At 65.5% G+C, this 14360-nt stretch carries 9 protein-coding genes; 5 read left to right on the forward strand and 4 right to left on the reverse strand.

What is annotated here, in order from left to right; translation table 11 throughout:
- The first annotated feature begins 32 nt into the window (after positions 1–32).
- Genes K3756_RS12820 through dtd form a run of 3 tightly spaced genes read left to right on the forward strand, consistent with a single transcriptional unit; the run spans position 33 to position 2262 of the window.
- Positions 33–1145 (forward strand): TFIIB-type zinc finger domain-containing protein, encoded by a 1113-nt coding sequence (locus tag K3756_RS12820; RefSeq protein WP_259987960.1) that lies wholly within the window; start codon positions 33–35, stop codon positions 1143–1145.
- Positions 1142–1819 carry a nitroreductase gene (locus K3756_RS12825; RefSeq protein WP_259987962.1) on the forward strand — a complete coding sequence of 226 codons (678 nt, stop codon included), beginning with the start codon at positions 1142–1144 and terminating at the stop codon, positions 1817–1819. Before K3756_RS12820 ends, K3756_RS12825 begins: the two co-directional genes overlap by 4 nt.
- On the forward strand, positions 1816–2262 hold the full coding sequence (dtd, locus tag K3756_RS12830; protein ID WP_259987964.1) for a D-aminoacyl-tRNA deacylase: 447 nt from the start codon (positions 1816–1818) through the stop codon (positions 2260–2262). Before K3756_RS12825 ends, dtd begins: the two co-directional genes overlap by 4 nt.
- Here the strand turns inward: dtd and K3756_RS12835 are convergent.
- From K3756_RS12835 to K3756_RS12850, 4 genes are all read right to left on the reverse strand, one after another.
- The gene (locus K3756_RS12835; RefSeq protein WP_259987967.1) at positions 2259–3452 is read right to left on the reverse strand and encodes an HlyD family efflux transporter periplasmic adaptor subunit; all 1194 of its coding nucleotides are present in this window, start codon (positions 3450–3452) and stop codon (positions 2259–2261) included. The two genes, dtd and K3756_RS12835, sit on opposite strands and share 4 nt — an antisense overlap.
- Positions 3449–5671, reverse strand: coding sequence for an ATP-binding cassette domain-containing protein (locus K3756_RS12840; protein ID WP_259987969.1), 2223 nt, complete (start codon positions 5669–5671; stop codon positions 3449–3451). Before K3756_RS12840 ends, K3756_RS12835 begins: the two co-directional genes overlap by 4 nt.
- Before the next feature lie 2 nt (positions 5672–5673).
- Complete coding sequence (locus K3756_RS12845; protein WP_259987971.1) at positions 5674–6990, reverse strand: TolC family protein; 1317 nt, start codon at positions 6988–6990, stop codon at positions 5674–5676.
- Positions 6991–7098: 108 nt separating this feature from the next.
- Positions 7099–10275 (reverse strand): Ig-like domain-containing protein, encoded by a 3177-nt coding sequence (locus K3756_RS12850; protein ID WP_259987973.1) that lies wholly within the window; start codon positions 10273–10275, stop codon positions 7099–7101.
- Positions 10276–10632: 357 nt separating this feature from the next.
- Here K3756_RS12850 and K3756_RS12855 point away from each other — a divergent pair, with 357 nt between their 5' ends.
- Complete coding sequence (locus K3756_RS12855; RefSeq protein ID WP_259987975.1) at positions 10633–12615, forward strand: CocE/NonD family hydrolase; 1983 nt, start codon at positions 10633–10635, stop codon at positions 12613–12615.
- Between the two features lie 134 nt (positions 12616–12749).
- Positions 12750–14354: an ABC transporter substrate-binding protein gene (locus K3756_RS12860; RefSeq protein WP_259987977.1), complete on the forward strand. Its 1605-nt coding sequence runs from the start codon at positions 12750–12752 to the stop codon at positions 14352–14354.
- The last annotated feature ends 6 nt before the right edge of the window (positions 14355–14360 follow it).

Genomic DNA, 14360 nt, shown 5'->3' on the forward strand with positions numbered 1-14360 from the left:
CCCCGACACCGGCCCATCGCCAAGGATCCGCTTTGCCCGCTTCTGCCCCCCCCACCACCATTCTGCAAGAACACCGGTTTCCCTGTGACACCTGCGGCTCTGACCTGCGCTATGATCCGCAAACGGGCCACCTGCAATGCGACCACTGCGGCAATACCCAAACCATCGCAAGCCCCTGGGCCGCCCCCCACCAGATCGCCGAAATCGACCTGCGCCGCGGGCTGGCCAAAGATCTCGCACTGGCCGAAATGGAAGAGACCCGCGTCAGCAAATGCCCCAACTGCGCGGCCGAGGTGGAATTCGACCCCGACAGCCAATCCACCGAATGCCCCTTTTGCGCCACGCCGGTCGTCATCGACAGCGGGGTGCACCGGCACATCAAGCCACGCGGCGTGATGCCCTTCGGCCTGCCCGAAGAAACCGCGCGCGCGGCCATGAACGACTGGCTGGGGGGCCTGTGGTTCGCGCCCAACGGTCTGCAACAATACGCCCGCAAAGGCCGCCGGATGGAAGGGATATACGTCCCCTACTGGACCTTCGATGCCCAGACCGATACCCGCTACCGCGGCGAACGCGGCACGGTCTACTACGAAACCCGCACCGTCATGCGCGATGGCAAACGCCAGCAGGTGCGCGTGCCCAAAGTGCGCTGGCGGGGCGTATCGGGACGCGTTTCGCGGTTCTTCGACGATGTGCTGGTGCTGGCCTCCCGCTCGCTGCCCAAACGCTACACCGATGCGCTGGGGCCGTGGGACATGGCCGATCTGTCGCCCTATGCGCCCGAATACCTCGCCGGATTTCGCGCCGAAGGCTACACCGTGGGGCTCGAAGAGGGCTTTGACGAGGCCAAGGTCCACATGGATGCGATGATCCGGCGTGACGTCACCTTTGACATCGGCGGCGACCGCCAGCGCATCCACGCGATGGATGTGGACATGTCCGCCATGACCTTCAAACACGTGCTGCTGCCGGTCTGGCTCGCGGCGTACAAGTACCGTGGCAAAAGCTACCGCTTCGTGGTGAACGGCCAATCCGGGCGCGTGCAGGGCGAACGCCCGTTCTCGGCCATCAAGATAACGCTGGCGGTGATCGCCGGCCTGATCCTCGCCGCCATCGCCGGCTATATCTACGCAGTGAACCAATGACCCAGCTTGATACCTTGTACCAGATCATGACCGCCCGCCATTCGTGCCGCGCCTTCCGGCCCGATCCCGTCTCCCGGACGGTGCTCCAACAGATCGTGCAGACCGCACAGCGCGCCCCGTCGTGGTGCAACGCGCAGCCGTGGCGGTTGAGCCTGACCGAAGCGGAGGGCACCGAGCGGTTGCGCCGCAAACTCGCGGCCGCCGCCGCCGAAGGCACCCCGCCGACCCCCGATCTCGACTGGCCCACAGGCTACAGCGGCGCGTACGCCGAACGGCGGCGCACCTGCGGCTTTCAGCTCTACGAGGCGGTGGGCATTGACCGGTCGGACCGGGCCGGACGACAGGCCCAGATGCTGCGCAACTACGCGCTGTTCGATGCGCCCCACGTGGCCATCGTGCACAGCCCCGCCGAGCTTGGCCCCTACGGCGCGATGGATTGCGGCGGCTTTGTCACCGCCTTCACACTCGCGGCCACGGCGGCGGGTGTGGCGAGCATCCCGCAAGCCGCGATCGCCGCCTACGCGCCGCTCTTGCGTACCGAGCTGGGCATCGGCGACGACCGCCTGATCCTTTGCGCCATCTCGCTGGGCTACGCCGATACCGACCACCCCGCCAACGGCTTTCGGACCCACCGCGCCGATCCCGCCGATGTCGTCGATTGGGTCACCGCATGAGGGCGGTGATCCAACGCGCGGGCGCGGCAAGCGTCACGGTCGGGGGCCGCGTCATCGGTGAAATCGACGCCGGTCTGGTCATTCTCGTCTGCGCCATGCCCGGTGACGACACTGCCACCGCCGAGGCTTTGGCGCTCAAGATTTCCAAACTGCGGCTGTTCAAGGACGACGCGGGCAAGATGAACCTGAGCCTTGCACAAACCGGCGGCAGCGCGCTGGTGGTCAGCCAGTTCACCCTTGCCGCCGATACCTCCCGCGGCAACCGTCCGGGGTTTTCCGGTGCAGCCAAACCCGACGTGGCCAAGGCGCTTTACCTGCACTTTGCCGCCCACCTCGAAACACTGGGCGTGCCGGTGGCCACGGGCGAATTCGGCGCGGACATGTCGGTGGCACTGGTCAACGACGGGCCGGTGACCATCTGGCTCGACACTGACGCGCCCTAGGGTTCGCGGAACGCTTCCTTGGATTTGTAGAGCGGCTTCATCAGGTATTGCAGCACCGTCTTGGACCCGGTGTGCAGCTCGACCGAGGCCTGCATGCCGGGGCGAATTTCCAGCGACGCCTGCCGCGCGCTCAGATTGTCGGTATCCACCGCCAGCGTCACCTTGTAGTGCGGATCGCCATCGGGGTCACGGGCGCGGTCGTCCTTGAACGTATCGGCCGAAATCAGCTTCACCTCACCGCTCAGGCTGCCGAATATCGTGTAGTCATAGGCCGACAGCTTGACCGTCGCGGTCTGTCCGGGGCGCACACCGGCAATGTCCTCGGGCCGGATGCGCGCCTCGACAAACAGCTCTTCGTCGAGCGGGATGATCTGCAATATCTCCTCGCCGGGGCGCACGACGCCGCCAATGGTGGTCACACTCAGGTTGTTGACGATGCCGCGCATGGGGCTGCGCAGAACCGTGCGGTTCAACTGGTCGGTGCTGGCCTTGAGGTTCTGGCGCAGGGTCGCGAGTTCCTTGAGCACATCCGAATACTCCTGCGCGCGGTCCAGCTCGGTGCGGGTCACGACCTCGTCGTATTTTATCTTGGCATCGGCATAGGCCTTGCGCGCGCGCGTCGCCTCGATCAGCGAGACGATCTTGTTCTTGAGCAACCGCTCCAGAAGGTCGCGCTCGGTGGCGGCCTGCGCCAGCACCTGCCGCGCGCCCTCCACGCTCGACACGAAATCCGACTGGCGGGCCTGCAAGAGTGCGGCCTCCGATGCCACGATGTCGGGCGTCCGGCGCGCCCACTGGTCCGGCACGTCAAACGTGTGGTTGCCGTCGATCTCCGCCTCCAGCCGCAGCCGGCGGATTTCAAAGGCGCTGATCTGGTCCTGCAAGTCATCGACCGACGACTGGAACTGCGTCCCGTGCAGCCGCGCCAGCACCGCACCGCTTTCGACAACATCGCCCTCGCCCACGGCCAGCTCCGCCAGAATACCCCCTTCGAGGTTCTGGATGATCTGCGGGCGCGAACTGGATATCATCGACCCTTCGGCCCGCACGATCTCGTCGACCCAAGCAAAAGCCGCCCACAGCACGAAAACCAGAACCGCCGCTCCGGACAGCCAGACCACCATCGACGGGCCGCGCATCTGGCGCGCCAGATGGGCATCCATGTCGGTTTCTTGCGGCGTGGCCGTCATGCGGCGCCCTCCTTGATGGTGTTGAGATGGGCCAGCACCTGATCCTTCGGCCCGTCCACGCTCAGCCGTCCGTTGGCCAGCACCAGCGTGCGGTCCGTCAGGCCGAGGATTGGCGCGCGGTGGGTGGCAATCACCGCCGTGCGGCCCGCCATCCAGGTCTCCAACCTGCCGACAAGCGCGCGCTCCAGCGTCTGGTCCAGCGCGGCCGTCGGTTCATCCAGCAAACAGATCTTGGGGTCCTGCAGCCACAACCGCGCCCAGCCGATGGACTGGCGCTGCCCGATCGACAACCCCTGCCCCGCGTCCAGTATCTCCAGATCGAGCCCTCGCGGGTGGTTCCTGACAAAATCGCCAAGCCCCGCGAAATCAAGCGCCGCCATCAACCGGTCGTCGTCGCGCTCCAGCATCGTGAGGTTGAGATTGTCGCGCAGCGTACCGGCAAAAAGCCGCACGTCCTGACCCAGATACCCGATCAACCGGCGCAGATCGCGCGGCTCGATCTGACCCATCTCGGTGCCGTCGATCAACACCCGTCCGGTCGTGGGCGCATAAAGGCCCGACATCAGCTTCAAAAGCGACGACTTGCCCGACCCGTTGGCCCCCAGAACCGCGATCCGCTGGCCGGGTAACACGTTGATCCCCGGCAGATCGAGCGTCGGTGCCCCCTCTTCGATATAGCGGAACGTGACATCGCGCAGCTCGAACCGGCCGCTCAACTGGTCACGCCGCAAATAACTGCGCTCGGGGTCGGCATCCTGCGCCGCACCGGCCACATGCTCCAACCCGTCCAGCGCGGATTTCACGTTGCCCCAGCGCGCCATCGTGCCGGCCAGCTGTGTCAGCGGAGCCAGCGTGCGGCTGGTCAAAATCCCCGTCGCGATGATGGAGCCGACGGTAAACTGCCCCGCAAACACCAGATAAGTTCCCATGATCACGGCCGCGACATAGGTCGCCTGCTGCACGCCCTGGCTCCAGAACGTCAGGGCCGAGGCCAGCTTGCGCTGCTGGGAAGACTTGACCGCCGACAGGGTCGTCAGCTCGTGCCAAAGCCGCGCCACACGGTCCTCGCCGCGCTGGGTCTTGATCGTGTCCAGCTCGAAGATCGCCTCGTGCAGCAGGCGCGAGGATTTGGCATTGGCGCCCTGCGTTTCCTGCGTCAGGCGGATCATCCGGCGCTGCATGAAGAACCCCGGCACCACCATCAGCACCCCGCCCAGCACCAGCACCCACACCACATTGCCTGCAATCGACGCCACCAGCGCCAGAAAGACAAAGATGAACGGAATATCTGCCAGCGTACCGATGGTCGAGGCGGTGAAAAATTCGCGCACACTGGAGAATTCGCGCATCGACGAAAAAAGATCCGACGGCGACTGCGTCCGCCGGTCGCTGCGCATGCCCAGAATGCGCCGCATCAGGATCTCGAGCACCGACAGTTCGATCTGGCGGCCCGCGCCATCCATCAGCTGCGCGCGCGCCACCTTGATGAACGCCTCCATCAGCAGCGCCAGACCGGCCCCCGCCGCCAGCACCCAAAGCGTCGCTTCGGACTGGTGCGGGATCACCCGGTCATAAACCTGTAGCGAAAACAGCGCGACCGCCACGGCCAGCAGGTTCGCCACGAAAGACCCCAGCGCCACTTCGGCCAGCTGGCGACGGAAGCGACCGAATTGACCCCAGAACCAGTGCTGCGGTTTTTGCGCGGTCTTGTGCAGGGCCGCAACCGTGTCGATGGGCATCTCGGCCCGCACGGCCAGCCCGCCAAAGAACGGCGCAAAATCGGCCAGCGGCACCAGCGCGCGGTTGTCGGGACAGGTGGTGTCATAGACCACCAGGTCGTCGCGGTTGCGCCCTATGACCAACAGCAACTGCCCCGACGACATATACAAAAGCGCCGGCAGCGCCTGATGGGCCAGATCGGTATCGGCCTGCAAGGTGACCACCAGACCCGCCTGCCGCAACAGCGTGGCAATGACCTGCGCCTCTTGCGCCTTGTCGCCCTGCGCGGGCAGACGCTGCTGCATGGTTTCGGCCACGTCGGTCTGCGCAATGCCCATGCCGAGCAGGCTGGCATAGGTCGCCACCAGACCCGCGCGCGCGCCAACCCGTGCGGCGTGGTCGTCCACCGCTACGGGCGTCTGCGGCGCGACCGCCGCCTCGATCCTGGCGCGGTTGCCGTTGACGATGGTCAGGGTGAAAGGCTTGGCTGCGGCACTCACGATCAGATCTTGCTCCCGTCCGCCAGAACGCCGAGGATTTCGGCCATCTGAGTGCGCAGGCGGACCGCTTCGAATGTCAGGCGCACTTCGTCCTCCTGCTGGCGGGCAAACGTCTCATAGACCCCCACCACATCCATCACCTGCCGCTGTCCGGCGTCATATTGCTGCTGGAACAGATCGAGGTTCCGTTTCGCCTGCGCCGTCAGCTGCGCGGCCTCGTCGGCCTGCCGCTGTGTCGCGGCGATCTGCCCGTCGAGCCTGCGCAGCGTGCGGTTGGCATCCTCGTCGGCCTGCGCGACCTTGCGGCCCGCCGCCTCTGCCGTGGCCTCGATCGCGCGCAGCCGGTCCGCCGTGCCCAGCCCCAACAGGCTGTCCGACTTGACCTGCACGCCAAAATTGCTGTCATCCCCGACGATGCCCCCCGCCGACAGACCCGGCAGCTGGCCGGCACGCTCGACTTTCGCCGCGGCAATGGCCCGTGTCTTTTCCGCCTCGGCCCGCGTCACGCTCAGCGGTTGGGCCAGATCGGCGCGCACCGGCACCGGCCCCAGCGGGCCAAACTGCGTCACGTCGCCCACCGCCATCGCGCCCAGTTCGGCCAGCGCGGTCTGCGCGGCCTCTGCGCTGGCGGTCTCGCGGGACCGGATCTCGGCCAGTTTTTGTCGCAGGATGTGCAAGTCGGACATGTCCGATACTCCGCCCTGCACCCGCTGGGTCATGATCCACTCGAAATGCTGCATATCCTTGAAGGTCTGGCGGGCCAGCGCATGGCGCGCCCGCGCCTCGGCGGCATCGGTATACAGATCCAGCCCCTGCCGGACCCGCGCATTGGTGTCTGCCGCCAGTGCCACGGCGGCCACCTCGACATCCGCCACCGCAAAGGCGCGCTCGCCCTTCTTGCGGCCGTTGTCATAGATCACCTGCTCGACCACGATGTTGGTTACCACGGTTCTGAGCGAGGTCAGGCTGACCTGCGGGCCGATCTGCGGCAGCCAGTTCTTCGACGCGGCCTGCGCCCGCAACTGCGCCGCGCGCAAATCGCTTTCCGCCGCGCGGGCGTTGGCCGCCAGAACGGCCGTGGCCACACGGTCCGACGCGCTGCCTTCGGGCAGCACCGACCGGCGCGCCTGTAAATTCTGGATGATCACGCTTTGCGCATTGAGCTTTTCGGCATGGGTCGGCTTGGGCGCATCAAGCGTGTCGGCCGGGCGCATGCGGGCCACGAAATCCTGCGCGCCGCCCCCCGCATCCGATAGACACCCTGCAAGGCCCAGCGCCGCGGCGCACAGCCCTGCTGTCCTTGTTACACACTGCCCCATATCCTGCCCTTAACGTGCCGGTATTTCATTTGCCTGCCTGTGGTGCGGCGATGATTGAGCCCCGCCGCATCCACCTGTCCTGCCCCCGCCGACGCGGGGGACCGGCCCCTAGATGATGACCGGAATTTCGCTGTCGATGATCAATGTACCTTCGGCGCCCACGGCATAGACATTGTAGGTCTGGCCACCCACATCCTGCGTGCCCTGCAGCGTGCCGTTCTCGATGGTCACCTGATCTTCGGAAGAGCCGTGAATGGTCAGCGTGTTGCTCTGCGTCGACAGCGCCAGCAGGCTGGCTTCGTCGATCACGACACTGGCCGCTTCGGCGAAATCGAGATCGAGGTTCTCGATCTGGTACTCGCCCAGCGCCAAACTGCTCAGATCCACCGCACTGGTGGCGCTTTCATCGTCGAGCACCAGATAGGTGCCGCTGGTGTTGCCCGCAGCATCGGTGGCATTCACGATCAGCTGCGATCCGTTCGGCACATTGTCGTCAAAGGCGAAATCGGTCTCGCCGCGCAGGGTGTTGAACCCCGACATGCCGTCGACATCGCTGATCGATCCGTTTTCGGCCACCTGCACGATGGACACATCATCGGTGCTGTCCATCTCGGCCTCGATCGAAATGCCGCGGATGCCGTCGCCGCCGCGCGTGAAGGACGCGATCACCGGCCCGTCCGGCGCATCGGTATCGATGGCCAGTGTGTCGGAAATGGTGGCCACGTTGCCCACCGCATCCGTCGCCGTCACGGTAATCTCGGCCGCGTATTCGCCCGCGCGCACGGCGCTCGCCGGAATGGCCAGCGACCAGTTGCCAGCCGCATCGACCTGCGCCGCATAACTCGTGCCGTCAAAGGTCACCTCGACGGTCGATCCCGCTTCGACCGCGCCGCCCAGATCAATGCCGGTGGCAGCCTCGGCCGCGTTCAGCGTGTTGTCCGCGCCCGCGCTGTTGCTGGTCAGGGCCAGCGGATCAACCTGCGTATCGACGGCAACGGTATCGGTGATCGTGGCGACATTGCCCGCCGCATCGGTGGCGGTCACGCTGATATCGGCGTCATAGGTGCCTGCCGCCAGCGCAGAGCTGTCGAAGGTGGCGGTCCAGTTGCCCGCGGCGTCCACAGGCGCGTTCACCGTCTGGTTGCCCAGCGTGACCGAAACCGAAACGGAGCCCACTTCGGAGGTGCCGCTGACCGCAAAGCCCGCCGCACTTTCGGCGGCGTTGACGATACCGTCCGCCGTCACCGCATCGGCGGCCACCGACAGGTTGTCGACACGGGTGTCGACCTGCACGCTGTCGCTCGCCGACCGGCTGTTGCCATAGGCATCCGTGGTCGTTGCCGTGATATCGGCGGTGTATACGCCCGCGGCCACATCAGAGGCGGCAAAATACGCTTCCCAGTTGCCCGATCCGTCGGCAACCACGGAATGCGTCACACCCGCCATCGTAACGTCGACAACAGCGCCCGCATCCGCGGTGCCCGTCAGAACCACACCATCGCTGGCTTCGGCTTCGTTGACGACATCGTCGCCCTCGACCGGCGCGCTGTCGATCGTCAGAACGCCGGCTTCGGTATCCACCGTAACTGTCGTGCTGGCCGTGTCGGAGTTGCCCGCCGCATCCGTGGCGGTGGCGGTCATGGTGGTGGTGTAGGTGCCGCCCGCTACGCTTCCGGCGGCAAATGTGGCGGTCCAGCTGCCGTCGGCGGCCACAACCGCGCTCTGGCTGACGCCGCCCAGTTCGACAACCACGGTCGACCCCGCTTCGGTCTGGCCCGAAACGACGAGCGGCTGACCCGCCTCTTCTGCATTGATGACGCCATCGCTGCCGCCGTGGGTCGACGTGATCGCATGGGCATTGACCAATGTGTCGACCTCGAAACTGCCCGAGGTGGACGCGGTGTTGCCCGCGGTATCGGTGGCCACGACGCTGACGCTGCCGTCATATTCGCCCGTGGCAATCTCGCTGGAGGAGAATTCCGCGCTCCACGTGCCCGAACCGGTCGCGGTGACAATGTGGGTCACGCTGCCCACGGTCACCTCGACGGTCGATCCCGCCTGCGCGGTGCCGGTAAAGCTGACGCCGCCCGACCGCTCGACACCGTTGATGACACCGTCGCCGCCCACGCTGGCGGTATCGACGGTCACGGATGTCACCGTGTCGACCACAAGCGTTTCGGTCGCGGTCGAACTGTTGCCAAAGCTGTCGGTGCTGACCAGCGTCACGTCGGTGCTGTATTCACCGCCCTGCAAGACACCGGCCTCCCAGACCACGTTCCACGTGCCGTCCGCGCCCACGACCGTGCTGCGGGTCTCGCCCGCGATCGTGACGTCCAGCTGTGCGCCCGCTTCGCCGGTGCCCGAAATGCTGACACCGCTGCCAAAGCTGTCTTCGTTGAAGAAATCTCCTGTGGATTCAGTGCCTTGCGTGACCGTAACGGTCGGCGCCGTGGTGTCGATCACGAATGCGGGTCCGTCCAGCACCGTGTCGTTGCCATCGGGGTCCGTGACAGTCACGACCGCCTCGTAATTCCCGTCGACGGGAAAGTTGTCGCCCTCGAATGTGCCGGTGAACCTGCCGTCTTCGTCGATCACGGTCGACACGACCTTGTCGCCCACCGTGATATCGACGGTCCAGCCCGGCTCGCCGCCGCCCGAAATCGTCAATGTCGGCTCGCCGATGCCGTTGATGTCTGCAGAGCTGTCGGCGTCGTCGACAAACGGCGCGTTCGTGGCGTCGCCGTCACTGCCGCTGCCGCCCGCGATCCCGCCGACAATCGCCGCACCGCCCAGACCGGCCGCCACTGCCGCGCCGCCGCCCAGAAGGCTGCCGCCCCCCAGAAGAGCCGCACCCAGCATCGACACCTCGTCACCGTCCTGTGCCAGTTCGACACCGGCAACTTCGGTATTGCCCAGAAAGATCAGATCGTCGGACGGGCTCCACTTGCCCCATTCCTCGGTCGGGCCGTACTGCGCATAAAGGTTGCCTTCGCCGGCTTCGACAAAGCTCACTTCGTTGAGATAGCCATCGGCCGATACGAACAGGCGGTTCGCCTCGCCCGTCTCGTTGAAGAAGTTGTCGATGGTGATCACGCGGCCATCGGCCATGGTGATGATCAACTGATCCCCGTTGCGGATCTGGCTGGCAAAATCGGATTGCCGTGCGTTGATGGAAATTTCCTGACCCGCGCCTGCCACGATCGTCTGGTTCTGCGTTTCCGCCGCGATCTCGCCACGTTGCAAACCGCCCGCTTGATCGCGGACGACGAAATTAATCGCCTTCATTGTACTACCACTCTACCTCGAAGTGCCCGTCTTGCGCGGGTCACCGCTTCTTTGATTTGTTTTACTGCTTTCCGGACCGTTCGAGCGTTCCGTGAATTCACCGTTATTGCGCTTTACATAGGCAGCAAACTGCCGAACGGTCTAGTATTTTATTACACAATATTTCCCCTCGACCGGCACAGTGTTGGCGAATGGCAACAAATCCACCCTCGCGTTGGCCGGCCCTCTCCCCCAGATTGCGGAAACCGGATTTTCGCGCCTTTCCAGCGCGGTAACGGCGGTGCGCGTCTGTTTTCATTGACACACGCCGCCGCCACCCATCACGATGCGCGCAATGTGCATAAAGACGGTGCTGCCATGAATACCCTGCCCGACGTGATCGAATACCCCGACGAGGCCATCGTGCTGGCCTGCGGGACGCGGCTCTCGGCGCGCGTCTGGCGCCCCGCGGGCAGCGATAACACCCCCGTGCCCGCGATCCTCGAATATCTGCCCTACCGCAAGCGCGACGGCACCTGCGCGCGCGATGCGCTGACCCACCCCTATTTTGCCGCGCGCGGCTATGCCTGCCTGCGGGTGGACATCCGCGGCAACGGCGACAGCCACGGCATCATGACGGATGAATACACCGAACAGGAACTGTCGGACGCCGAAGAGGTGATCGCATGGATCGCGGCGCAGCCGTGGTGCAGCGGCAAGGTGGGGATGATGGGGATCAGCTGGGGCGGTTTCAACAGCCTACAGGTCGCCGCCCGCGCGCCCGAGCCGCTGGCCGCGATCATCACGCTGTGCTCGACCGTCGACCGTTTCGCCGACGACATCCACTACAAGGGCGGCTGCCTGCTGAACGAAAACCTCGGCTGGGGCGCGACCATGTGGAGCTATTCCAGCCGCGCGCCCGATCCCGCCCTGCGCCCCGACTGGCGCGAAATGTGGCTGCAACGGCTGGAGGCGGAACCCTTCCTGCCCTCGGTCTGGCTGCGCCATCAACGGCGCGATGCCTACTGGCAGCACGGTTCGGTCTGCGAGGACATCAGCGCCATCAAGGCCAAGGTGCTGGCCATCGGGGGCTGGGGCGACGCCTACAAGAACGCGGTGCCGCACCTGGTCGAGGCTCTGCCGGGGGCCAAGGGCATCGTCGGCCCGTGGGTGCATAAATATCCCCATTTCGCCGTGCCCGAACCGCGCATCGGGTTCCTGCAAGAGGCCCTGCGCTGGTGGGACCGCTGGCTGCGCGACATCGACACCGGCGTGGAGGACGACCCCGATTACCGCGCCTACCTGATGGACGGAGTGCGGCCCGCGACATGGTACACCACACGACCGGGGCGCTGGATCGCCGAAGACAGCGGCGCGACCAGCCACCTGCCGCGCAGAACGCTGCACCTGACGGACACGGGCCTGCACGACAGCGCCGCACCGCTCACGCGCACCGTGGCCTCCCCCGCCCACTGCGGCGCACAGTCGGGCGAATACTGCGCCATCTGGCTCGGCCCCGAAATGCCCGGCGACCAACGTCCCGACGATGCCCTCTCGGCCTGTTTCGACAGCGCCCCGCACGACAGCGACCTCGATATCGTCGGCGCGCCGCAGGTGACGCTGACGCTGGCCGCGTCGCACGCTCAGGCACAGGTGGCGGTGCGGCTCAACCACGTGCATCCCGACGGGGCCAGCACCCGCATCACCTACGGCGTGCTCAACCTCAGCCACCGCGACGATCCGGTGACACCCGCGCCGATGACGCCGGGGGCCGCCACGACCCTGACAATCCCGCTCGATCATATCGCCTACCGGCTGCCCGCGGGGCACCGGCTGCGGGTGGCCGTCTCCACCGCCTACTGGCCGCTGATCTGGCCCGCGCCGCAGGCGACCGAACTGACGCTCACCGCCGGACACCTCGATCTTCCCTTGCGCGCGCCCGCCACCTCGGACGAGGCGCATTTTCCGCCGCCCGAAGCCGCCGATCCGTGGCAAACCGAAGAAATCCGCCCCCCCGCCCATGTGCGGCGACAGGAAACCGACATGACCACCGGCGTTGTATCTTTGGTGATCGAGGACGATTTCGGCAAACTGCGCGACGGCGACCACGGGCTGATCACCGGCAGCGTGGCGCGTGAGCGCTGGGACATCCACCCCGACGATCCGCTCTCGGCCCGCGGCCAGTGCCACTGGAGCGACGAGCTGCAGCGCGGGTCCACATCCCTGCGCACCGAAACCCGCTGCGAGATGTGGTCGGACGCCACGCATTTCCACATGACCGCACGGCTGGAGGCATGGGAAAATGGCGCGCTGATCTACGAACGCGACGTCGAAGACCGCGTGCCGCGCGATCACATGTGACCCGCGCGCACCCCCCCGCCACGGGAAAAAAAGGGTTATTCACCTTGCCGATAGGCCGCAAATGCGCAACCCTCCGGCATCATCGAAGAAACGCGCCCGCCAACGAGGTGCGATTCCAACACGGGAGACACACTATGAAAGATCAACTGCAATCCATGACGGCCAAGGTGGCCGCCGGTGCCATGACGCGCCGTGATTTCATCGCACGTGCCGCGGCCCTCGGCGTGACCGCCGCCGTCGCCAACTCCATGCTCGCGCAGGCCGCGCAGGCCGATGGCCACGCAAAACCCGTCGCGGGCGGCACGTTCCGCATGGGCGCGCAGGGCGGCGAAAGCACCAACACGCAAGATCCCGCAAGCTGGGCCTCGGACGTGCCGATCCTGATTGGCCGCCTCTGGGGCGAGACCCTCGTGCGCGTCGAACCGACGGGCGAGCTCTCCGGTCTGGTCGCCGAAAGCTGGGAAGGCTCGGCCGACGCCAAGACGTGGACCTTCACGGTGCGCAACGGGATCACCTTCTCCGATGGCAGCGAAGTGACCGGCGACGACGTGCTGAAAACGATGGAGCGTCACTCCAACGAAGAATCCAAATCCGGTGCTCTGGGCATCATGAATGGCATCGAGAGCATGTCCGCAGATGGTCGGACATTTACCGTCAACCTTGGGACCGGCAACGCCGACCTGCCCTATCTGATGGCTGACTATCACCTGATGATCCAGCCGGGCGGCGGTTTCGACAATCCCACGGCGGCCATCGGCACCGGTGCCTACACGCTTGAGTCCGATGAACCGGGCGTGCGTGCGGTCGCGAAGCGCCGCGAAGGGTACTGGGGCGGCGATCAGACTGAAACCGCCCATTACGATACCGTCGAGGTACTCACGCTGAACGATGCAACCGCGCGCACTGCGGCCCTGCAATCGGGTCAGGTCGACGCCATCAACCGCGTGGAGCCCAAGATCGCCAAGCTTCTGGACCGGGCACCTACTGTCAATGTCGTGAACGTATCGGGTCGGGGCCACTACGTCTTCATTATGCACATCGATTCGGCGCCATTCGACAACAACGAGCTTCGCCTCGCGCTCAAGCACGCGATCAACCGGCAGGAAATGGTCGACAAGATCCTGCAGGGCTACGGCGGCGTCGGCAACGACATGCCCATCAATGCGGCCTATCCCCTGTTCGATGAGACGATCCCCCAGCGTGAGTTCGATCTGGAAAAAGCCAGCATTCACTACAAGAAATCCGGCCACGATGGCTCGCCCATCATCCTGCGCACCGCCGATGGCGCCTTCCCGGGTGCGGTCGATGCCGCCGCCCTCTTCCAGCAGTCAGCGCAGGCCGCAGGCATCCCGCTGGAAATCAAGCGTGAGCCAAACGACGGGTACTGGTCGGAAGTCTGGAACGTGCAGCCTTTCTGCGCCTCCTACTGGGGTGGCCGCCCCGTGCAGGACCAGATGTACACCACCGCCTATCTGTCCACCGCGGACTGGAACGACACCCGCTGGAAGCGCGATGAATTCGACGCGATGCTGCTGGAAGCCCGTGCCGAGCTCGACATCGAGAAGCGCAAGGAGATCTACTCCAAAATGGGTCGCATGCTGAACGAAGAAGGCGGTCTGATCCTGCCGATGTTCAACGATTTCATCGACGGTGTATCTGCCGAAGTGCAGGGCTACGAAGGCGATCCGAACGGCGACCTGATGAACTACTACGCTTTCAAAGAGACCTGGAAAGCGTAACCGGAT

This window comes from Sulfitobacter sp. S190, assembly GCF_025141935.1.
Taxonomy (GTDB): domain Bacteria; phylum Pseudomonadota; class Alphaproteobacteria; order Rhodobacterales; family Rhodobacteraceae; genus Sulfitobacter.